General features: G+C 72.7%; 19 protein-coding genes and 1 pseudogene. 12 read left to right on the forward strand and 8 right to left on the reverse strand.

The features are described 5' to 3' along the window. Positions 1 to 281: 281 nt before the first annotated feature. A complete protein-coding gene (locus tag HPY23_RS15590) occupies positions 282 to 1,088 on the forward strand; it encodes a YfdX family protein (RefSeq protein WP_091884610.1) in 807 nt (268 codons plus the stop codon). 74 nt (positions 1,089 to 1,162) lie between these two features. Here HPY23_RS15590 and HPY23_RS15595 read toward each other — a convergent pair whose 3' ends face one another. Both HPY23_RS15595 and dapB read right to left on the reverse strand, forming a co-directional pair. Then, a complete protein-coding gene (locus HPY23_RS15595) occupies positions 1,163 to 1,786 on the reverse strand; it encodes a 2,3-bisphosphoglycerate-dependent phosphoglycerate mutase (RefSeq protein ID WP_091884612.1) in 624 nt (207 codons plus the stop codon). 32 nt (positions 1,787 to 1,818) lie between these two features. Continuing rightward, entirely contained in the window at positions 1,819 to 2,616 is a 798-nt protein-coding gene (gene dapB, locus HPY23_RS15600; RefSeq protein WP_091884615.1) for a 4-hydroxy-tetrahydrodipicolinate reductase, read from the reverse strand. Positions 2,617 to 2,785: 169 nt separating this feature from the next. Between dapB and HPY23_RS15605 the strand changes: the two genes are divergently transcribed. Next, on the forward strand, positions 2,786 to 3,817 hold the full coding sequence (locus HPY23_RS15605; RefSeq protein WP_091884618.1) for an alpha/beta fold hydrolase: 1,032 nt from the start codon (positions 2,786 to 2,788) through the stop codon (positions 3,815 to 3,817). Here the strand turns inward: HPY23_RS15605 and HPY23_RS15610 are convergent. Beyond that, positions 3,783 to 4,502 carry a MarC family protein gene (locus tag HPY23_RS15610; RefSeq protein WP_060848671.1) on the reverse strand — a complete coding sequence of 240 codons (720 nt, stop codon included), beginning with the start codon at positions 4,500 to 4,502 and terminating at the stop codon, positions 3,783 to 3,785. The two genes, HPY23_RS15605 and HPY23_RS15610, sit on opposite strands and share 35 nt — an antisense overlap. Before the next feature lie 3 nt (positions 4,503 to 4,505). After that, a complete protein-coding gene (locus HPY23_RS15615) occupies positions 4,506 to 5,246 on the reverse strand; it encodes a class I SAM-dependent methyltransferase (protein ID WP_091884620.1) in 741 nt (246 codons plus the stop codon). 196 nt (positions 5,247 to 5,442) lie between these two features. On the opposite strand from HPY23_RS15615, the gene gloB reads away from it, so the two are divergent. Continuing rightward, on the forward strand, positions 5,443 to 6,222 hold the full coding sequence (gene gloB, locus HPY23_RS15620; protein WP_091884697.1) for a hydroxyacylglutathione hydrolase: 780 nt from the start codon (positions 5,443 to 5,445) through the stop codon (positions 6,220 to 6,222). Positions 6,223 to 6,227: 5 nt separating this feature from the next. After that, positions 6,228 to 6,665 (forward strand): cupin domain-containing protein, encoded by a 438-nt coding sequence (locus tag HPY23_RS15625; protein WP_060848669.1) that lies wholly within the window; start codon positions 6,228 to 6,230, stop codon positions 6,663 to 6,665. 229 nt (positions 6,666 to 6,894) lie between these two features. Here HPY23_RS15625 and HPY23_RS15630 read toward each other — a convergent pair whose 3' ends face one another. The 3 genes from HPY23_RS15630 to HPY23_RS15640 form a co-directional block, all read right to left on the reverse strand. Then, positions 6,895 to 8,430 carry a DUF2252 domain-containing protein gene (locus tag HPY23_RS15630; protein ID WP_091884623.1) on the reverse strand — a complete coding sequence of 512 codons (1,536 nt, stop codon included), beginning with the start codon at positions 8,428 to 8,430 and terminating at the stop codon, positions 6,895 to 6,897. A 98-nt stretch (positions 8,431 to 8,528) separates the two neighbouring features. Continuing rightward, a complete protein-coding gene (locus HPY23_RS15635; protein WP_091884627.1) occupies positions 8,529 to 11,822 on the reverse strand; it encodes a helicase-related protein in 3,294 nt (1,097 codons plus the stop codon). 199 nt (positions 11,823 to 12,021) lie between these two features. Then, entirely contained in the window at positions 12,022 to 12,474 is a 453-nt protein-coding gene (locus HPY23_RS15640; RefSeq protein WP_060848667.1) for a cupredoxin domain-containing protein, read from the reverse strand. A gap of 330 nt (positions 12,475 to 12,804) precedes the next feature. On the opposite strand from HPY23_RS15640, the gene HPY23_RS15645 reads away from it, so the two are divergent. From HPY23_RS15645 to HPY23_RS15665, 5 genes are read left to right on the forward strand one after another with little or no spacing between them, the layout of a single operon-like run. Continuing rightward, complete coding sequence (locus tag HPY23_RS15645) at positions 12,805 to 14,436, forward strand: ABC transporter substrate-binding protein (protein WP_091884630.1); 1,632 nt, start codon at positions 12,805 to 12,807, stop codon at positions 14,434 to 14,436. A 43-nt stretch (positions 14,437 to 14,479) separates the two neighbouring features. After that, the gene (locus HPY23_RS15650) at positions 14,480 to 15,457 is read left to right on the forward strand and encodes an ABC transporter permease (RefSeq protein ID WP_091884632.1); all 978 of its coding nucleotides are present in this window, start codon (positions 14,480 to 14,482) and stop codon (positions 15,455 to 15,457) included. A 4-nt stretch (positions 15,458 to 15,461) separates the two neighbouring features. After that, positions 15,462 to 16,325 carry an ABC transporter permease gene (locus HPY23_RS15655; RefSeq protein WP_060848664.1) on the forward strand — a complete coding sequence of 288 codons (864 nt, stop codon included), beginning with the start codon at positions 15,462 to 15,464 and terminating at the stop codon, positions 16,323 to 16,325. Next, the gene (locus HPY23_RS15660; RefSeq protein ID WP_091884635.1) at positions 16,322 to 17,965 is read left to right on the forward strand and encodes an ABC transporter ATP-binding protein; all 1,644 of its coding nucleotides are present in this window, start codon (positions 16,322 to 16,324) and stop codon (positions 17,963 to 17,965) included. Before HPY23_RS15655 ends, HPY23_RS15660 begins: the two co-directional genes overlap by 4 nt. Before the next feature lie 27 nt (positions 17,966 to 17,992). After that, positions 17,993 to 18,781: a VOC family protein gene (locus HPY23_RS15665; RefSeq protein WP_060848662.1), complete on the forward strand. Its 789-nt coding sequence runs from the start codon at positions 17,993 to 17,995 to the stop codon at positions 18,779 to 18,781. A gap of 68 nt (positions 18,782 to 18,849) precedes the next feature. Here the strand turns inward: HPY23_RS15665 and HPY23_RS15670 are convergent, their stop codons facing one another. Next, positions 18,850 to 19,422 carry a PAS domain-containing protein gene (locus HPY23_RS15670; RefSeq protein WP_139234918.1) on the reverse strand — a complete coding sequence of 191 codons (573 nt, stop codon included), beginning with the start codon at positions 19,420 to 19,422 and terminating at the stop codon, positions 18,850 to 18,852. A gap of 323 nt (positions 19,423 to 19,745) precedes the next feature. Here HPY23_RS15670 and HPY23_RS15675 point away from each other — a divergent pair, with 323 nt between their 5' ends. The 3 genes and pseudogenes from HPY23_RS15675 to HPY23_RS15685 all read left to right on the forward strand — a co-directional run. Then, the gene (locus HPY23_RS15675; RefSeq protein WP_091884639.1) at positions 19,746 to 20,210 is read left to right on the forward strand and encodes a DUF2721 domain-containing protein; all 465 of its coding nucleotides are present in this window, start codon (positions 19,746 to 19,748) and stop codon (positions 20,208 to 20,210) included. Positions 20,211 to 20,278: 68 nt separating this feature from the next. Continuing rightward, on the forward strand, positions 20,279 to 20,713 hold the full coding sequence (locus tag HPY23_RS15680) for a PRC-barrel domain-containing protein (protein ID WP_060848659.1): 435 nt from the start codon (positions 20,279 to 20,281) through the stop codon (positions 20,711 to 20,713). An 8-nt stretch (positions 20,714 to 20,721) separates the two neighbouring features. Beyond that, positions 20,722 to 21,312: pseudogene (locus HPY23_RS15685) on the forward strand (hypothetical protein); the annotation flags it as partial.

Genomic DNA, 21,312 nt, shown 5'->3' on the forward strand with positions numbered 1-21,312 from the left:
ACCCAACCGTTACGTCATGGGCCAGCTCGCCCTATCTGCCGGCCTGTGCGCCCCACCACAGTTCATCGCTTGCGTCGCCCCCGTGCGATCCGGCCCCTCCCCCGCCCCCTTCATGCCTCGACCGCAAGTCGCCCGTCGCGCGAGCGGCGTTCTTCCGTTGCGTTACGGACTCTTAATGTTCCGGACAGGCAACCCAGATCCTGAGAGCGTATTATCACGATGTAGACGATGCGTTGATGTCGCAAATACAGATCGACATCAGCTCAAGAGGAGGCACCATCATGTTCTCTCGCAAGTCTCTCGCCGCCGCCCTCGTCGCCACCACGGTCCTCGGCGGAGCCGCCTATGCGGCCGAGCAGGCGACCAAGCCCGCGGTGGTGCAGGAGAGCGCGGCCCAGAAAGCGGTCGACAAGGATGTCGGCAAGCTGTCGAAGGACGGGGCCCAGGCCTTCCGTGACATGCACCTTGCCCGCATCGCCATCTTCGACGCCGATCCCGCCCAGGCCAAGAGCCTGATCGGCAAGGCGCAGGCCGCCCTGGCCAAGGCGAAGACCGACGACGCCGTGTTCACCAAGGCGGAGGCCGAGCTGAAGACGCCGGCCGAGATGGCGGTCGCGAAGGACAAGACCGCGACCGACAAGACGGCGGCCGCGGACACGACCGCCAAGGACACGACCACCAAGAGCAACGACAAGGTGGCGTGGGTGCCGGTCGACGCCCAGATGACGCTGGGCGAGGACTTCGTGGCGACGCCCGAGAAGGCCGCGGCGGTGACCGAGGCGAACAAGAGCCTGGCCAAGGGCGATCAGAAGTCGGCGGTCGAGAAATTGAAGCTCGCCCATGTCGACGTGAACTTCGTCATGGCGGTGATGCCCCTCGACAAGACCGCCGCCGATGTGAACCAGGCCGCCACGCTGATCGGCCAGGGCAAGTACTACGAGGCGAACGCGGCCCTGAAGACCGCCGAGGACGGGATGCGCTTCGACGTGATCGACGCCGTCGGCCTGCCGCAGAAGGCCGCCGCCACCGGCAGCACCAAGACCGCCGCGCCGGCTCCCGCCCACGCCGACGGCAAGGCTGCCAAGTAAGCGAGCGGAGGTAAGGGAGGGCAAGTAAGGGAGTGATGGACGAGGGCGCCCGGGACCGGGCGCCCTCCCCTGACTCAGTCGCGGTCGAGGACGTCCTTAGTCTCGACGGTGGTGTCGCCCTTGAGCCGGTAGACCAGCGGCACGCCGGTATGCAGCTCGAGGCCCGGGATCGTCTCGGTGGTGAGCCCGTCGAGCACCATCACCAGGGCGCGCAGCGAGTTGCCGTGGGCGGCGACCAGCACGCGCTCGCCGCGCATCACCCGGGGCAGGATCTCCCGCATGGTGTAGGGCAGTACCCGGGCCACGGTGTCCTTCAGGCTCTCGCCGCCGGGCGGAGGCACGTCGTAGGAGCGGCGCCACACGTGGACCTGCTCCTCGCCCCACTTGGCGCGGGCGTCGTCCTTGTTGAGGCCCGACAGGTCGCCGTAGTCGCGCTCGTTGAGGGCGGCGTCGGAATGGGTTGTCAGGCCGGACTGGCCGAGCTCCTCCAGGATCAGCGCGCAGGTGCGCTGGGCCCGGCCGAGGTCCGAGGTGAAGGCGACGTCGAACTGCACGCCCTTCGCCTTCAGCCGCCGACCGGCCGCCCGCGCCTCCTCGACGCCGAGCTCGGTGAGCCCGGGGTCCTTCCAGCCGGTGAACAGGTTCTTCAGGTTCCACTCGCTCTGGCCGTGGCGCGCGAGGACGAGAAGACGCTCCATGATGCGATTCGCTCCGTTTCGAGAAAAAGGGGTCAGAGGCCCAGCACGTCGTCCATGCCGTAGAAGCCGGGCTCGCGGGACTGGGCCCACAGGGCGGCCTTGACGGCGCCGGCGGCGAACAGCCCGCGGTCGCTCGCCAGGTGGGTGAGCTCGATGCGCTCGCCGGCCCCGGCGAAGATCACGCTGTGCTCGCCGACCACGCTGCCGCCGCGCAGGGTGGCAAAGCCGATCGTGCCGGGCTCGCGGGCGCCGGTATGGCCGTCGCGCACCGCGACCTTGCGGTCGGCGAGCGCGACGTTGCGGCCCTGCGCCGCCGCCTCGCCGAGGAGCAGCGCCGTGCCGGAGGGCGCGTCCACCTTGTGGCGGTGGTGCATCTCCAGGATCTCGATGTCGTACTCGTCGCCGAGCGTCGCCGCGACCTTGCGCACGAGGCCCGCCAGCAGGTTGACCCCGAGCGACATGTTGCCCGACTGCACGATGCGGGCGTGGAACGACGCCGCCTTGAGCTTGGCGAAATCATTCGGCGAAAGGCCGGTGGTGCCGACGACGTGGACGATGCGGGCCTGGGCGGCGAGCTCGGCGTAGAACACGGTCGCGGCCGGCGCGGTGAAATCGAGAACGCCGTCGGCCTCGGCGAAGGCGGGCAGCGGGTCGTCGGTGACCGGCACGCCGAGCGGCGGCAGGCCGGCGAGCGCGCCCGCATCCTGACCGAGCGCCGGCGAGCCCTCGCGCTCGATCGCGCCCGAGAGCGTGCAGCCCTCGGCCTCGGCGACGGCCTGGATCAGCATCCGGCCCATCCGCCCGGAGGCGCCGACGACGACGAGACGCATGGGTCACGCTCCTGATGCCGGCGGCTCCCGGCCGCCCCTTCCGGGGCCTCGTACAGGGGCGGGCCGGTGCTGCCAAGGCGCCCGGGGAATATCGCGCGGCGGAAGGGATATGCGCGGGACGGCGGATGCCCCATCTTCTCCCGCATTGCAGCATCGCGCCGGAGATCCCATGGCCTTTCGGTTCGTTCCCGGGCGTGCCTCTTGCCGTGCCGCCAGCGGCGCCGTGCGGATCCTGCGCGCCACCGCCAAGGCGAACGCCGCCGCCGCGCGCCAGACCGGCGCCCTGATGCGGCGGGGCTCGGAGGCCATGAAGCCCGACGAGCCGACGCACAAGCCGCCGGGGCGCATCGTCGAGGTCGACGGGGTGCGGGTGCACTGCATCGTCAAGGGCCGGGGCCGGCCGGTGGTGCTGATCCACGGCAACGGCACGATGGCGGAGGACTTCGTCATCTGCGGGCTGGTGGAGCAGCTGGCCAAGTCCTACCGGGTCATCGCGATCGACCGGCCGGGCTTCGGCCATACCGAGCGGCCGCGGCACTGGGTCTGGAGCGCGGCCGCGCAGGCGCGGCTGATCGCGCATACGCTCGCGGCGCTCAAGGCCGAGCGGCCGGTGGTGGTCGGCCATTCCTGGGGCACCATCGTGGCGCTGGCGCTCGCTATTACAGAAGGCCTCGACCTGCGCGGGCTGGTGCTGCTCTCCGGCTACTACTATCCGGGCCGGCGGGCCGACGTGGCGATGATCGCGCCCTTGGCGGTGCCGGGCCTCGGCGACGCCGCCCGCGCCCTGGTGCCGGGGGCGGTCGGTCGGGCGCTGGCGCCCCAGGTCTTCCGCCACGTCTTCAGGCCGCAACCCGTGCCGGATCGCTTCACCGCGCGCTTTCCCGTCGCGCTCTCCCTCTCGGCGACGCAGGCGCGGGCGAGCGCCGAGGACACCGCCGGCATGAACGGCGCGGTCGCCCTGCTGCAGCCGCGCTACGCGTCCCTGCGCCTGCCGGTCGCGATCCTGTCGGGGGATGCCGACGCGATCGTCGAGGCGGGCGAGCAGTCGTGCCGGCTGCACGCCGAGGTCGCGGGCAGCACCCTGACCTTGCTTCCGGGCCAGGGCCACATGATCCATTACTCCGCCAAGGCCCGGATCGTGCGCGCCGTCGACGCCCAGATGGCCCTTACGGGACGGACCCTGGCCTGGCGTTCGCGATGAGCGGCCCTAGGACGTCGGTGACGCCGGTCAGCGTGATCTGGGTGCCGACGCACAGCAGCAGGAAGGCGGCGAGCCGCCCGAGCACCCGGGCCCGGGCGTGGCCGAGCCGTTCCACCAGCCGGTCGGCGGAGGCGTAGGCGAGCAGCACCATCAGGGCGATGACCAGGGAGGCGGCGGACGCTCCGGCGAGATAGGCGATCCGGTCGACACCGCCATCGGGCCGGCCGGCGCCGAGCGCGATCGCCACCGCGATGGTGCCGGGCCCGGTGGTGAAGGGCAGCGTCAGGGGGAAGAACGCCACCTCGGCCAAAGCGGCGGGCTCGGGATGCGCCTCGCTGCCCTGGACCGGCTCGGCCTGGGCGGTCTTGCGCGCCTCGCGCTGCTCGGGCGCGGCGAGGAGGGTCCAGGCCTGGGCCGCCACCACGAGGCCGCCGGCGATGCGCAGCGCCGAGAGCGAGATGCCGAAGAAGCTCAGCACCGAGGCCCCGGCCCAGAGCGAGACCAGCATCACGGCGGCGGCGTAGACGCCGATGCGGCGCGACAGCCAGGTGCGGTCGGCGTGGCTGCGCCCGGCCGTCACCTGCGCGAAGATCAGCGCGGCGCCGGGCGGGTTGACGATCGAGAACAGGGCCGAGAAGGCGAGGAGGAAGCTCTGCAGCGCGGCATCCGCGCCCGGGAACGGCATCGGTCAGGCGCCTCCCGGCACGGGGGCGGGCACCGGCACCAGGACCCGGGCGCCGAGCCGTGCGGTCTTGCGGGCCTGGACCGCCACCGGGCGGTGGAGCTGCTTGCAGGCCTCGACGACGTGCAGGCCTGCGAAGGGCAGCGACAGGCCGGTGCCGAGCCGCTCCCAGGCGCTGGCGGTGCGCAGCGTCAGCCAGCCCTCCACCGGGGGAACGTAGAGGGTCTCGGCCCAGTCCTCGGGGGAGAACAGGGTCTCGCGCATCAGCCGGCCGAGCTGCGAGCGGCTGTAGGGCTGGCCGTGGCCGAAGGGCGTGGCGTCGCGGCGCGCCCACAGGCCGCGGCGGTTGGGCACCGCCATGATCAGCCGGCCGCCGGGCGTGAGGACACGCCAGACCTCCTGCATCAGCTCGGCCGGGCTCTCCACCGCCTCGACGGCGTGGATCAGGAGCATCCGGTCGACGGCGGAATCGGGCAGCGGCATCATGGTCGGGTCGACGAGGCACGAGGCCGAGCGGCCGGCGACCGGCCAGTTCGTCACCCCCTGCGTCGCCGGCATGAAGGCGAGCGTGCGCTCGGCGGCGTGGCGCACCGGGCCGAGATACGGCACCGCGTAGCCGAGGCCCATCACCCGCAGGCCCGAGACCGAGCCGAGCATGCGGTGGACCGTGCGGCCAACGAGACGCTGCGCCACCTCCCCGAGGGGGCTGGCATAGAAGGCGCGCAGTTCGGTGACGTCGAGGCTCATCGGTTCTCGCGACGTGCGGCGGGGGGCGCCGTCGGGGCCATGAATGGGGAGTGGCCCAGGCCGCGGCAAGGCGTCAACCCGCCGGCCGCCCTCACGCTCCCCGCTATTCGCCGGAACCGGCTCACCCCGCGGCGTCCCGCGCCCTATCTCCCGCTTCGAGAGACGCCGCGAAGCCGTCGCCATGGGAACCGCCGCCATGCCCGAGACCCGACCCCAGATCCGCACCTTCCCGTGCCGGAGCGACAATATCGGCGTGCTGATGCGCGATCCCGCCACCGGCGCCTGCGCGGCGATCGACGTGCCGGAGGCCGCCGCCGTGCTGCGCGCCCTCGACGAGACCGGCTGGACGCTGACCGACATCCTGGTCACCCACCGGCACGGCGACCACGTCGAGGGCATCCCGGAGGTCAAGGCGCGGACCAAGGCCCGGGTGACGGCCCCGGCCAAAGCCGGCAGCGCCGTGCCGCAGGTCGACGCCACGGTGCGGGAGGGCGACGTGGTGACGGTGGGCTCGCTCGCGGCCGCCGTCTGGGAGACGCCCGGGCATTGCGACGACCACGTCACCTACTGGTTCGAGGAGGCGGGGATCGCGTTCGCGGGCGACACCCTGTTCACCCTCGGCTGCGGCCGGGTGCTGGAAGGCCCGCCCCAGGTGCTGTGGCGCTCGCTGTCGCGCTTCCTGTCGCTGCCCGACGAGACCGTGATCTATTCCGGCCACGACTACGTCCTGTCGAACGCCCGCTTCGGGCTCGCGGCCGAGCCGGAGAACCGCAACCTGAAGGACCGGGCGGCGCTTGCGGAGAAGGCCAAGGCGGAAGGCCGCTTCCTGGTGCCGACGACGCTCGGCGAGGAGAAGGCCACCAACGCGTTCCTGCGCGCCGCCGAGCCGGCGCTCGCCCGCGCGGTCGGCATGGAGCCCGGCGCCGACCCGGCGGCGGTGTTCACGGCGCTTCGCGAGTGGAAGAACCGGTTCTGACGACGATGCAAAACCTGACGGCATCGGAGGTCGTGCGCCTCCTCGACCTCAAGCCCCATCCGGAGGGCGGGCATTACCGCGAGACCTTCCGGGACCCGCGCGAGATCGACGGCCGCCCGGCCTCGACCGCGATCTACTACCTCCTCGACATCGGCGAGACCTCGGAATGGCACCGGGTCGACGCCGCGGAGGTCTGGCTCTGGCATGCCGGGGCGCCGATGGTGATCACCACGAGCCCCAACGGCCACGACGCCGAGGCGCGCCACCTCGGCCCCGACCTCGCCCGGGGCCACCGGCCGCAGATCGTCGTGCCGGCCGGCCACTGGCAGACCGCCACCAGCCTCGGCGCCTGGACCCTGGTGAGCTGCACCGTGGCGCCGGGCTTCCGGTTCGAGGGCTTCGAGATGGCGCCGCCGGACTGGCGGCCGATGCCGCGGGGGTAGCGGCCGCGTGGACCCCGGACGGCGCCGCGCCGAGACAGGGATCGTACCCCAGTCGAACTCGCCCCCGGCCCGATCCACGTCCCGGGCTACCTCGACGCCGATGCCCAGGCCGCGTTCCCCACTGAACATCTCAAGTTGAGGTCCAGAGAAAGAGGAAATCTTTCACTCGCGTCAAGTTCGCATCGGAACCGAAGGGACCCTCAAAGTCACACGGTCAGCAATCCTCAACTCAAAGCTGCGGATCCTCCGCCGCCTCCAGCCGCCCCGACGCGATGGCGTCGAGGAAGAGCCGGTGGTCCTCGGCGTTCCGATCGCCGTAGGCCAGCGCCCAGTCGGCCAGGGCCTCGCGGAGGTCGTCGTGGCGGTCGCGGCCGCAATAGCCGGCGATGGCGGCGGCGTCGCCGGTGCGGGCATGCGCCCGGGCGAGCAGGGCACCGTAGGCCCAGGAGAAGTAGACGAGCGGCTGCCCGCGCATGCAGCTGATCGGGATCTCGCCCTTCATGTTCTTCATCTGGCGGACGTAGAACGGACGGTCGTCGATCGTGGTCCAGCCCAGGAGCGGGTCCCCGACCGCCTGGAGCAGGCGCTGGCCGTAGATCACCCGCTCGCCCTCGTGCGAGGCATAGGGCTCGGGCATCCCGGCGACGTAGGGCGCGTGGGCGGGACGCACCGCCTCCTTCACCTGGAGGAAGAGCACGTCCTGGTCCGAGTTGCCGCACAGCAGCGCGACGTAGGCTCGGGTGCCGACGCTGCCGACGCCGACCACCCGGTGGGCGACGTCGACGACGTGGTAGCGGTTCAGCATGAACCGGCGCTCCGGCGGCAGGGTCTCGGCGTAGCGCTCGAGCCCGGCGGTCACCGCCTCGCGGGTGTCGTCGTCGACCCAGGTCAGGATCGGCGGCTCGTCGCGGAAGCGCCAGCCGCCATCGACCCGGCGCTCGCCGAGCTGGCCGAGCAGGCTCTTGTTGTGGCGCTTGCGCGCCTTCTCGACCGCCCGGTGCACCACCTCGCGCGATTCCTGGTCGATCGCGATGCCGCTGAAATCGAGTTCCTCCGCCTTGGCGGCCCGATGCCAGACGTCGAGGGAGCCCTGCGGGGCGAGGTCGGTCATGGTGTGCTGGTAGCCGTAGGCCGCCGCGATCACCGCCTGGCGCCGCTCCTGCACCGGCACGTCGAGGTCGCGGGCGGCGACCTCGATGCTGGCGCAGAGCCGCTTCAGGTCCCATTCCCAGGGGCCGATCGTGACCTCGTCGAAGTCGTTGAGGTCGAGCACGATGTCGCGCTGCGGCGTGCCGAACAGGCCGAAATTCGAGATGTGGGCGTCGCCGTTCATCACCACGTCGATGCCGCTCGTCGGGGTCCGGGCGAGGTCCCAGGCCATCACGGTGGCGGCCCCGCGCAGGAACGCGAAGGGCGAGCTCGCCATGCGGGCGACCCGCAGGGGAATCAGGTGGGCCTGTCGTCCGGCTTGCGCCTCCTCGATCAGCCGCACCGGATCGGGGCGGTCCTCCGGCAGCGGGCCAGCGCCGTGGCTGTCGTGCGGGACCTTCGCGCGCAGGCACTTGCCGGCGGCGCGGCGGGTCTCCCACGGCTCGCCGGGGGTGCGCAGGTCGATATGCGGGAAATCGGCGAGCGGCGCGAGCACGACGTCCTCGGCCTGTCCCGGCACGCGCTCGCAGGTTTCCGCCACGCTCTCGTTCGCCAGGCCCTCCGGCAGCTCGGACGAAGGCAGGGTCGACGAGGAGATGTCGTGCTGTCTGTCCATCGGCGCGGCTCCTCGGTCCCGGGGTTCGGGGAGTCAACCTTGGCCGTTTGCAATCGTTCCGGCCTCGGGATGAAACCCCGAGGCCGAACGTATCATCCTCAGCCCTGGTGGTCGCGGGCCTCCTGGATCTGGTGCAGGAATTCCGCCGCCTGCTCGGCGCGCCGGTCGGGATCGTCGCAGGGGCGGCGCAGGATCAGCCGGCCCTCGCGGGCGGTCATCGCCTCGGTAAGCGATATCGCCGCCGGCGCGCAGCCGGGCCGGAAATCGACCGCCAGCCCCTGCGGCCCGCCGGTGAGCCGGGCGATGCCGAGCCGCAGGCAGGCGACGCGCAGGTGCGCCAGCGCGAACAGCGCCCGCACGCCGGCGGGCGGCGGCCCGAACCGGTCCTCGACCTCGCCGCGCAGGGCCTCGACCTCCTCGGGCACACCGAGGCGCAGGAGCCGGGTGTAGAGGCCGAGGCGCACCTCCGGCTCGGGCACGTAATCCTCGGGCACGTCGCCCGCGAGGCCGAGATGGATCTCGGGCGCCCAGTCCTCCGCCGGCTCGCCCTTGGCGGCGCGCAGCGCCAGGTGCAGCAGGTGCTGGTAGAGGCCGAGCCCGATCAGCTTGGCGTGGCCGGCCTGATTCTCGCCGACGAGGTCGCCGGCGCCGCGCAGGTCGAGGTCGCGGGCGCTGATGGCGAAGCCCGCACCGAGCCGGTCGAGGGCCTCGAGCGTCCGCAGGCGCTTCTCGGCGGCCGCGGGCAGCTCTCGGTCGGGCCGGGTCAACAGGTAGGTGACGCCCCGGCGCTGGCCGCGTCCGACCCGGCCGCGCAGCTGGTGCAGCTGGGCGAGGCCGAAGCGCTCGGCGTCGTGGACCAGCATGGTGTTGGCCCGCGGCACGTCGAGGCCGCTCTCGATGATCGAGGTGGCGAGGAGAACGTCGCCCTCCCCGTCGGCGAAGCGCACCATGATCTCGTCGAGCTCGGCCGGCTTCATCTCGCCGTGGGCGACGACCGTGGCGAGTTCCGGCACCAGCGCCTTGAGCCGCTCGGCCATGGGGCCGATCTCCTCGATGCGCGGGCAGACGACGAAGCTCTGGCCGCCCCGTCCCTTCTCGCGCATCAGCGCCGCCCGGACGGTGTCGTCGTGGAGCGGGGTCAGGATCGTGCGGATCGGCTGGCGCACCGCCGGGGGCGTCGCGATGACGCTGAGCGACTTCAGGCCGACCAGCGCCGATTGCAGGGTGCGGGGGATCGGCGTCGCGGTCAGCGTCAGCACGTGGGCATCGCCCGCCATGCCGCGCAGGCGCTCCTTGAGGGCGGCGCCGAAGCGCTGCTCCTCGTCGATCACCACGAGGCCGAGATCGGCGAAGGACACGCCGCGCCCGGCGAGCGCCTGGGTGCCGATCACGAGGCGGATCGACCCGTCGGCGAGACCCTGGCGGACCTTCTTCGCCTCGGCCGGCGGAACGAGGCGCGAGAGCTGCGCCACCTCGATCCCGAACCGGGCGAAGCGCCGCGCAAAGGTGCGCAGGTGCTGGCGCACCAGCACGGTGGTGGGCGCGACCACCACCACCTGCTTGCCGGCCAGCAGCGCGGCGGCGGCGGCGCGCAGCGCCACCTCGGTCTTGCCGAAGCCGACATCGCCGCAGACCAGCCGGTCCATCGGCCGCTCGGAGGCGAGGTCGGCGAGCGCCCCGTCGACGGCCTTCGCCTGGTCCGGGGTGAGCGGGAAGCCGAAGCCGGCGCCGAAGCGCTCCATCTCGCGCTCGGGCGGCGTCAGGGCCGGGGCCTTCGCCTTCGCGCGGATCCCGGCCGCCTCCAGCATGGCGCGGGCGGCCCGGGCGAGGCCGGCCTCCGTGGTCAGCCGGCGCCTCGCCCAGGTGCCGCCCTCGAGCGTATCGAGGGCAACCGCCTCCTCCTCCGAGCCGTAGCGCCAGATCCGGTCGGCCTGGGCCACCGGCACCATCAGGATCGCGTCGTGGGCGAAGCGCAGGCGCAGGGCCTCGGTGGCGCCGCCGTCGCCGGTGGCGATGCGCTCCAGCCCCTCGAACACGCACAGGCCGTGGTCGCGGTCGACCGCGACGTCGCCGACCCGCAGATCGACCTCGCCCATCGGCAGGATCACCGGCTGGCCGGCGAGCGGCTTGGCCGAGGACCCGCCATGGACGTCGGGGGCCGCGATCACCGTCGCGGCCATCTCCGGCACCCGGAACCCGGCATCGAGGGGGGCGGCGAGCGCCACGATCTCGCCGGGCTGGGCGGCCACCGCCTGCGACCACTCGCAGACCGGTCGAACGCCGCGCTCCGCCGCCCGGGCCGCCTGGCGCGACAGCCGCTTGAGCGCCGCCGCGTCCCCGGCCAGCACCACCCGCTCGCCGGCCTTCAGGCGCTCGCGCAGATAGGCCGAGAAGGCCGAGCCCGGCCGGCGCTCGCGCAGGAAGACCGGCACCGCGACCGCGTCGGCCTCCTCCTTGGTCGCCACCGCGACCTCGCGGGCGGCCCGGGTCTCCCGCCACTCCGCGGGGCTCAGATAGAGCGGCGCCGCCTTGCCGCGGGCGCTCGTCGCGCCGCCCTGCCCCTCGGCGATCTGCTCGAAGAAGGCGTCGGCGCGCGCCTCCGCCCCGGCCTCGACCACGAGGCGGGCCTCGGGCACGTAGTCGAGCACGGTGGCGAGCCGGCCGTAGAGGGTCGGCAGCTGGTGCTCCTGGCCGCTGAACGGCTTGAGGCGCACCGGCGCGTCGGGGGCTAGCACGATCTCGGTCGCCGGATCGACCACCAGGGTTCCGACCTCGTCGAGGGAGCGCTGCGACACCGGATCGTAGCTGCGGATCGCCGTCACCTTGCCGCCGGCATGCTCGATGCGGCAGGGCCGGGGCGCGGCGGCCGGAAACACGTCGACGGTGCGGCCCCGCACCGCGACCTCGCCGGGCTCGTCGACCCGGTCGTCGAGGATGTAGCCGAGGCGCTGCAACTCCGCGGTCAGCCGCCCGGGATCGAGGGGATCGCCGGCCGTCAGCTCGACCCGGGCCCCGGCCCAGGTGCCGGGCGGCGGCACCCGCTGGATCAGCGCCGGGGCGGTGGTGAGCAGGATGTCGGGCAGGTTGTCCGTGTCGGTGAGCCAGCGCAGAACCCCGGCCCGCGCCCCCATCGTGCCGCGCGACGGCGAGGCGCGGTCGAAGGGCAGGCAGTCCCATTCCGGATAGACCGCGACGCCGATCCCCGGCGCCAGCGCCCGCAGCAGGGCGGCGATCTCCTCCAGCCGCCTCGTGTCGCGGGCGACGTGGACGAGCGGACGGCCCCGGTCGCGCAGGCCCAGCAGCGCCACCGCGAGGGCGCCGGGCGGCACCAGCGGCGCCACGCTCTCCTCGGTTCCCGCCTGTGCGCGCCGTCCCACCTTGCGCTTCGCCATCTGGCCCCGCTCCTCGTTCGCAGCGGGAAACGCCCGGAGGCGTGAGCGGGTCCGGTGCGGGCTGTCGCATGCACAGGAATACCGTGGGGGTGTTCGTGGGGACACGGCCGGGACCCGGCCGTGTCGTCGTCCCGGAGCCTTTGTCGCGGCTCCCGGGACGATGCGGGCGTCGGTCCGGTCCGCGGTCGCGGACCGTCGCCTACTTCGCCGGGTCGATCAGCGTCAGCTTGCCGGTGAACGGCTTGTCCTGCTTCGAGGTGGCGGTGCAGCCGTAGGTGTACTCGCCGGCCGCGATGGTGCGCAGGCGGATCTCGCCCTTGCCGTTGGCCTTGACCAGGTAGGCGTCGTTGCTCGCGACGTGGACGACGTCGCCGTCGTGGTGCAGCACGTTCTTGTTCTGGAAGATCTGCGGCGCGGTGAGCGAGACCTGAAGGTTCGACTGGTTGACGACGTGGAGATCGACGTTGCTCTGGGCCGGCAAGCGCAGCTCGGCCGGCGCGCAGGACGGCGCGCCGTTCTCGGCGGTGATCGTCACCTCGACCGGGGGCATCGCGTCGGTCTTGGGCGGCGGCAGGTCGTTGGCGGCGAAGGCGCCGCCCGTCATGAGGACGAGGGCGGCGGCAGCCAGGGGCGCGCGGGTCGAAAGCGGCATCGGAGGTTCCTCTCGGCGGGGTTGAAGGGGATCGAGCCCAGAACGCCAGGTGGTGCCCGATGTTTCACCCCGGCGCCCGCCTGCGACCCGATGCCGGCCCGGCGGCCGGGGGCGCCGCACGCCCTCGCGGCGAACCTCCCGCCGATACCGACCTCTTGCCGAAACCCTTGCCGAAACCCCGACCGCGGCCAAGTGACGACACGAATTCTCCGGATCGCGCCGCCGGAAGACGAATTCGCTCCGGATGCGCCGGAAATTGCCACGCTTCGTCCATTGCGCCGACGCTGCGTTGCAGCAAGGATGGCGCCCGAACGACGACGAGGACCACGCATGATCATCGACCGCCGCGACGCCCTCAAGCGGGCCGGCCTCCTCGCGCTCGGCACCGCGGCCTGGAGCCCGGCGGCCCTGACGCGGGCGCTGGCGCAGGGGACGTCGCCCCAGGGGACCGCTCCCCGGCGCGGCGGCGTGCTGACGGTGCAGCTCAACGGCGAGCAGCGGGTGCTCAACCCGGCGATCCGCGCCTCGACCGGCGTCTACGTCATCACCTCGAAGATCGTCGAGCCGCTGGTCGATCTCGACCAGGACGGCAAGCCGGCCGGCGTGCTCGCCACCGCCTGGGAGGCCGCCCCCGACGGCAAGACCGTGACCTTCACGTTGCGCCAGGGCGTGACCTGGCACGACGGCAAGCCCTTCACCTCCGCGGACGTCCAGTACACCGCGATGGAGATGTGGAAGAAGTACCTGAACTACGGCACCCAGCTTCAGCTCTACCTGGAGGCCGTCGACACGCCCGATCCGCACACGGCCGTCTTCCGCTATGCCCGGCCGATGCCGCTCGACCTCCTGCTGCGGGCGCTCTGCGACCTCGGCTACGTCGCGCCCCGGCACGTCTTCGAGGGCACCAACGTGCTCGAGAATCCGGCCAACACCGCGCCGATCGGCACCGGGCCGTTCAAGTTCGTCTCCTACGAGCGCGGTCAGCACGTCATCGCAGAGCGCAACCCGACCTACTGGCGCGAGGGCTTCCCCTACCTCGACCGGATCGTCTGGCGCTTCATCACCGACAAGGCGGCGGCCTCGGCCGCGCTCGAGACCGGTCAGGTCCAGCTCTCGACCTACAACGCGCTGGCGCTCGCCGACCTCGACCGGCTGAAGTCGGACAAGCGATTCACCGTGTCGAGCAAGGGGCTGGAGGCCAACGCCTTCAACAACACCCTCGAGTTCAACACCCGCCGCAAGGAACTGGCGGATGTCAGGGTGCGCCGGGCGATCGCGCACGCGATCGACGTGCCGTTCTTCATCGAGAACTTCATCTACGGGCTCGGCAAGCCGGCGACCGGGCCGATCCCGTCCTCCTCGACGGCGTTCTATCCCGACACCCCGGTCCCCTACCCGTTCGACCCCAAGAAGTCGGCGGCGCTCCTCGACGAGGCGGGCTTCAAGCGCGGGGCGGGCGGCACCCGCTTCTCGTTGAAGCTCGTGCCGATCATGAACGGCGAGGACGTGCCGCTTCTCGCCACCTTCATCCAGCAATCGCTCCAGGCGGTCGGGATCAAGGTCGAGATCGTCAACCTCGACACCGCCGGCGCCCTCTCGACCGTCTACCGCGACTGGAACTTCGACCTCGCCACCGGCTGGCACCAGTACCGGGGCGATCCGGCGGTCTCGACGACGGTGTGGTACCGCTCCGGCTCGCCGAAGGGCGCGCCCTGGACCAACCAGTACGGCTGGCAATCCGACCTCGTCGACCGCCTCACCGACGAGGCGGCGAGCGAGCTCGATCCGGGCAAGCGCAAGGCGCTCTACGCGCAGTGGGTGGGTGCGGTGAACGACGCGCTCCCGGTCTGGATGATGACCGAGCGCACCTTCCTGTCGGCGACGAGCAGGCGCGTGCACGGCGACCACAACACCCCGCGCTGGGGCTCGGCGGACTGGCACGACGCGTGGATCGAGGCGTGACGACCCCGTTCGCGAGGCACGCCGCCCCGACCCAGGCCAGCCGATGACCATCCTCCTCCTGGCGCTGCGCCGCCTCGCCGCCAGCCTGCCGACGCTCTTCGTCATCCTGGCGGGGCTCTTCCTGCTGCTTCAGCTCGCCCCCGGCGACACCGTGGATGCCCTGATGGCCCAGATGGGCGGCGGCGACCCGGCGACCGCGGACGAGCTGCGCCGCTATTACGGCCTCGACCTGCCGGCGGCGGCCCAGCTCGGCCGCTACCTGTGGCGGCTGGTGCAGCTCGACCTCGGCCAGTCGGCGATCTACGGCAAGCCGGTCGCCACCGTGATCGCCGAGCGGCTGCCGGTGACGCTCCTGCTGATGGGCGCCTCCCTGACCCTCGCGTTCCTCGGCGGCACGTTCCTCGGCGTGCTGGCGGCGAGGCGGATCGGGCAATGGCCAGACACCCTGATCTCGACGCTGGGGCTGATGTTCTACGCCACGCCCTCGTTCTGGTTCGGCCTGATGGGGATCGTGCTGTTCGCGATCCATCTCGGCTGGCTGCCGGCCGGCGGGTTCGAGGAGGTCGGCGCCGGCTATACCGGGCTCGCCCACGTCCTCGACGTCGCCCGCCACCTCGTGCTGCCGACCCTGACGCTCGCGCTCGTCTTCCTCGCCACCTACCTGCGGATCATGCGCGCCTCGATGCTGGAGGTGATGAGCCTCGACTACGTCCGCACCGCCCGCGCCAAGGGGCTGGGCGAGACCGGGGTCATCGTGCGCCACGCCCTGCGCAACGCGCTCCTGCCCATGGTGACCCTGGTGGGCCTTCAGGCCGGCACGATGCTGGGCGGCTCGGTGGTGGTCGAGAGCGTGTTCGCGCTCCCCGGCCTCGGGCGGCTCGCCTACGAATCGGTGGTGCAGCGCGACCTCAACACCCTGCTGGGCATCGTGTTCGTGTCGGCGCTCCTCGTCATCACGGTGAACTTCTTGGTCGATCTGATCTACGGCCGGCTCGATCCGCGCATCGCGGCGGGGCGCTGACGCGATGGCGGCTCTCCGGCGCTACGCGCGCAACCCGGCGGCCCTCCTGGGCGCGGCGCTCCTCCTCCTCGTCATCGCGGTGGCGCTGACCGCGCCCCTGCTGTTTCCCAAGGACCCGCTCGGCCTGGCCGGCCGGCCGCTGCAATGGCCCTTCGCCAACCCGAAGGTCTGGCTCGGCACCGACGCGAGCGGGCGCGACATCGCCGCCCAGGTCTTCCACGGCGCCCGGGTCTCGCTGCTGATCGGCCTCGTCGCGACCGTGATCGCCATCGCGATCGGCATCGCGGTCGGCGCGGTGGCGGGCTTCTACGGCGGGATCGTCGACGACGTCCTGATGCGGATCACAGAGGCGTTCCAGACCCTGCCGAACTTCCTGCTGCTCCTCGTGCTCGTCGCGGTGTTCGGCTCGGACATCACCACCGTCACGGTGGCGATCGGCCTCGTCTCCTGGCCGGCCCCGGCCCGGCTCACCCGGGCGGAGTTCCTGACCCTGCGCAACCGCGAGTTCGTCCAGGCCTGCCGGGTGCTCGGCATGGGCGACGCCCGGATCATCGCCCGTGAGATCCTGCCCAACGCCCTGCCGCCGGTGATCGTCTATGCCAGCGTGGTGATGGCGGTGGCGATCCTGCTCGAGAGCGCGCTTGCCTTCCTCAACCTCTCGGACCCCAACGTCGCCTCCTGGGGCAACCTGATCGGCGCCGGGCGCGGCGTGCTGCGCACGCAATGGTACGTCTCGGCGATTCCGGGCGTCGCCATCCTGGTGACGGTGCTCGCCGTCTCGCTGGTCGGCCAGGGCCTCAACGACGCCCTCAACCCGCGCCTGCGCGGCCCCGCGCCGGTGAAGGCTGCATCGGGGGCCGCGGCATGAGCGATCTCCTCGCGATCGAGCACCTCTCGGTCCGCCTGCCGCCGGGGGCCGACCGCAGCCACGCGCTCAGCGACGTCTCGCTGACCCTCGCCGCCAACGAGATCCTGTGCGTCGTCGGCGAATCGGGCTCGGGCAAGTCGGTGCTCGCCAACACGGTGATGCGGCTGCTGCCGCCCGGCGTGCGGCCCGACGGCGGCGCGGTGCTGTTCCGGGGCCGCGACCTCGTCGGCGCCTCGGAGGCCGAGATGCGGCGGCTGCGGGGCGCGAAGATCGGCATGATCTTCCAGGAGCCGATGACGGCCCTGAACCCGCTGCGCCGGGCCGGCGACCAGATCGCCGAGACCTTCCGCATCCACACGAAGCTCGGGGCCCGGGCGATCCGGGACAAGACCCTGGCGCTCCTCGACGAGGTGCGGATGCCCGATCCCGCCGCGGCGCTCCGGGCCTACCCGCACGAGCTCTCGGGCGGCCAGCGCCAGCGGGTGATGATCGCCATGGCGCTGGCGCTCGAGCCGGCCCTCCTCATCGCCGACGAGCCGACCACCGCCCTCGACGTGACGACGCAAGGGCGCATCCTGGCGCTGATCCGCGAGATCCAGGCGCGGCGCGGCATGGGCGTCCTGTTCATCACCCACGATTTCGGGGTGGTGGCGGAGATCGCCGACCGGGTCGCGGTGATGCAGGCCGGACGCCTCGTCGAGGAGGGCCCGGCCGAGGCCGTGCTCGACCGGCCGCAGGCGCCCTACACCCGGGCGCTGATCGGCGCGGTGCCGCCGCTCCTGCCCCGCGCCCCGCGCCCCGGCACCGAGGCCGCACCGATCCTGACGGTCGCGGGCGTCTCGAAGACCTACCGCAAGGGCGGCGGCCTTCTCGCAGGTCTGTTGCCGGGCCGCGCCCGGGTCACCCACGCCGTGCGGGACGTGAGCCTGTCGCTGCCCCGGGGCACGACGCTCGGCATCGTCGGCGAATCGGGCTCCGGCAAGTCGACGCTCGCCCGCTGCATCGTGCGCCTGCTCGATCCCGAGACCGGCACGATCCGGCTCGGCGACACCGATCTCGCCTCGCTCTCGCGCCGGGCGATGCGGGCCGAGGCCCGGCGGGTGCAGATGGTCTTCCAGGACCCCTTCGCCTCGCTCAACCCGCGCCGCCGGGCCGGCGAGCTGGTGGCGCAGGGGCCGATGCTGCACGGCGTCTCCCGCGCCGATGCCATGGCGAAGGCCCGCGAGCTGTTCGGGCTCGTCGGGCTCGATCCCGCGGCGATGGACCGCCTGCCGCACGAGTTCTCCGGCGGGCAGCGCCAGCGGATCGGGCTCGCCCGGGCGCTGGCGCTCGAACCCGAGCTCCTGGTCGCCGACGAGCCGGTCTCGGCCCTCGACGTGTCGGTCCAGGCCCAGGTGCTGGCGCTGCTCGATCGCCTGCGCGACCGTCTCGGCCTGTCGATGCTGTTCATCACCCACGATTTGCGGGTGGCCGGCCAGATCTGCGACCGGATCGCCGTGATGAAGGACGGGCAGGTCGTCGAGGCCGGCCCGACCGCGGAGGTCTTCTCGGCCCCGCAGGCCGCCTATACCCGCGCCCTCCTGGACGCGGTGCCCGGCCGCGCCTGGATCCCCGGCCGGCCCGAAATGCCGGTCGTCTGAATGCCGGCTGCCCGAAGAGGAAACCTCATGTCCCTCACCCTCGACCACCTGGTGATCGCGGTCGCCGACCTCGACGCGGCCTTCGCGGACTACTCCCGTCTCGGCTTCACGGTGATCCGCGGCGGCGAGCACCAGAACGGCGTCACCCACAACGTGCTGGTGGTGCTGGAGGACGGCGCCTACCTGGAGCTGATCGCGTTCAAGAAGCCCGAGCCGGGCAACCGCTGGTCCGACGTCTACCACCGCGCCGGCGAGGGCTTCCTCGACCACGCGCTCCTGCCGGGCGACATCGACGCCGACGTGAAGGCCGCGCAGGCCCGGGGGCTCGACATCGCCGATCCCGTGGCCGGCGGCCGCTTCCGGCCGGACGGCGCCCGGCTCGACTGGAAGACCGCCCGCGCCCCCGGCTCCGACGTGCCGTTCCTGTGCGGCGACGTCACGCCCCGGTCCTTGCGCGTGCAGGAGGGCGACGTGCGCCGGCACGACAACGGGATCACCGGGGTCGCTTCCGTCACCGTGGCGGTGCGCGACGTCGAGGCGTCCCGTGCCCGATACGCCGCGCTGCTCGGCGCCGGTGCCGACGCGCCGGTGGTCGAGGCCGAGATCCTGGGAAGCCCGGCCCGCGCCGCGACCCTGCCGCTCGGCCCGCGCACCACCGTGACCCTCGCGAGCCCGGCCGGGACGGACGGCGCCCTGGCCGAGGCGCTGGCACGCCGGGGCGAGGGCCCGGTAGCCGCCGTGTTCCGGGGGCCGACGGCCGGCGACCTCGACCCGAGCCTGACCCACGGGGCGCATCTCTCCGTCACGGCGGGCTGAGGGCGCCCCGCGCCGGCCGGTCGCCGCTTCCGCGGCGCCGGCACGGCTCGTCCGAGCGCGGGCACGCGTCAGTTCGTCCAGCGGTTCTCCGGGGACTGCTCCGCGCCGCCCGCCGCGAGGTGGCGGCCGATCTCCATCAGCAGCATGTCGGCGAGGCGGCGCAGGAACGGATCGTGCCAGTCGTCGACCGCGCGGCGGACGGCGAGGCCGTGCTCGGCGGCGCGCTCCAGGGGATGCGTCTCGGCGCCGGTGAGGTCGATCAGAACGCCCCGCCCCTCCGTCGGCCGGCCCGCCGCGTCGTGGGCGCAGCGGCCGCACGACAGGACCCAGCGGATCTGCCCCCCGGGCGCGAGCAGGCGATAGGGCACGACGTAGGACCCGCCCTCCTCCGCCGCCCGGCGAATGCGGGTCACCACCGTTCCGCGGTCGTCGGGGTGGATGCGGTCGAGGAGGAGCGGGACCGGCGCGCCGCCGCGCAGGTGGGCGGGATCGACCCCGTAGAGGGCCGCCATGCGGGCGTCGCCGCACAGGATGTCGGCGCCGATGTCCCACTGCCAGGTCGCCACCGCGTCCGGCGCCGCGCAGGCCGCCGCCAGCGCTCCCGGCGGGGGCCCGTCCCGTCCCGTCCCTCGTTCCCGCACCCAGACCTCCGCCGCCGCCGAGATTGTGGACTGTCGTTGTCCGCAACGAGTGATGCAATCACTGCGGGCGGAACTATGGTTCTGCCAGTCCGGCGTCAAGGTATGTCCCTGTGGCAAAACAATATATCTCGAAAAATTGTAGTGCCTGGGGCAATTCGGTAAGATATCGGACAAATCGCATCCCGCCGCGGGTCTTCCGGACTGTCGTCGTGCCGCCGCGACATGTCGGAACCGGACGCTCCCCGATCGCTTGCGCTCGAAGGCTTCACCCGTTCCCCTCGCCGTGCGATCCAGGCCGGCCGCAGCCCCTTCCCCGGACCTGCATGATTCCCTCCGCCGATCCGTCCCAGGTCGATTCGACCGCCCACATCATCCAGGTCGCCCTGACGCCGGTCTTCCTGCTGTCGGGCATCGCGACGCTGCTCAACGTCTTCTCGACCCGGCACGCCCGCATCGCCGACCAGGTCGAGAAGCTGTCCGACCGCGTCGCCGAGCGGCCCGGCGACCAGGCGCGGTTGCGCGACCTGCGCCGGCGCAGCCTCGCCCTCGACGTGGCGGTGGTGGTCGCTGCCCTCGGCGGGGTGGCGATCTGCGGCGCGGTGCTGACCCTGTTTCTCGGCACGTTGCGGGACGCCGCGGTGGCGAGCCTGCTGTTCAGCCTGTTCGGGGCCGCCATCGTCTGCACCCTGGCCTCGCTCACCGCCTTCGCGGTCGAGATGATGCTGGCGAGCCGCACGGTGCGCACCGAGGTGGCCGAGCGACAGGAGGACGGCGAGCGATCCCGCTGAGCGCGGAACCCTCCCCGGACCGGACGGTTCCCCAAAGGATAGTTCCCGCCTGCGTCACGGAGCCCGCCATGCCGACCGATCTTCCGAACGAGCGCGCCCTGCGCGAGCCCGGCACGATGGAGCTCGACCCGTCCGGCGACGGCCTCGCCCTCGACGAGACCCGCCGGCTGATCGCCTCGAACAAGGTCGAGGGCACGGCGGTCTACGACCGCAAGGGCGAGCATCTCGGCAGCGTCTACAACTTCATGGTCGACAAGGTGACGGGCCAGGTCGCCTACGCGGTCCTGTCGTTCGGCGGCTTCCTGGGCTTCGGCGAGCACCACCACCCGGTGCCCTGGAAGGCCCTGACCTACGACGTGCGCCTGGGCGGCTACGTCATCGACATCGATCCCGGTACCCTGGCCGAGGCGCCGCGCCACGGCCCGGACGAGGACCCGTTCGCCGACCCGTCCTATGGCGGGCGCCTCGACGATTACTACGGCGGCCGCGCGCCGACGATCTGAGGTCGCTCATGTCCGAGGGCGGGCGGGACGAGGAGGGCGGCCCCGAGGGCGAGGTCGCCCGCGGGGCGGGCTTCGCGGTGGCGCCGGGCACGGTCAAGCGTCCCGGCGTGCTGGTGGCGATGCCGTTCGACCGCGCGCTCCTCGCCCGCTTCAAGGAGAGCTTCCCGACCGCCCGCTGGCGGCGCAAGCTGCGGCGCTGGTTCGTGCCCGGCACCACCGCCGAGCAGCGGGCCGATGCCTGGATCGCCCGGGAGATCTCGGCCCTCGATGCCTACGGCGACGACAAGGGCCGGGACGCCTACGCGTTCGAACCGCTGGAGAGCCGCTACCTCGAGGCCGCCCCCGAGGCGCTGGTGGTCCGCACACCCTATTCCCGCACGGTGGTGGACACCCTGCGCACCATCCCGTTCGCCGCCTGGGCGCCGGAGATCCGGGTCTGGCGGGTGCCCTGGCGTTCCTACGAGGCGCTGAAGGAGGTCTGGGGCGCGATCGAGGAGGCGGCCGCCGCGAACGAGCCCGAGGCACGCCGCGCCCGGCGCGAGGCCGCCCGCGACCCTGCCGCCGCGGCGGAACGCCGGCGCCGCCGCCACCCGGTGCCG

It is taken from the genome of Methylobacterium ajmalii (assembly GCF_016613415.1).
Classification (GTDB): domain Bacteria; phylum Pseudomonadota; class Alphaproteobacteria; order Rhizobiales; family Beijerinckiaceae; genus Methylobacterium; species Methylobacterium ajmalii.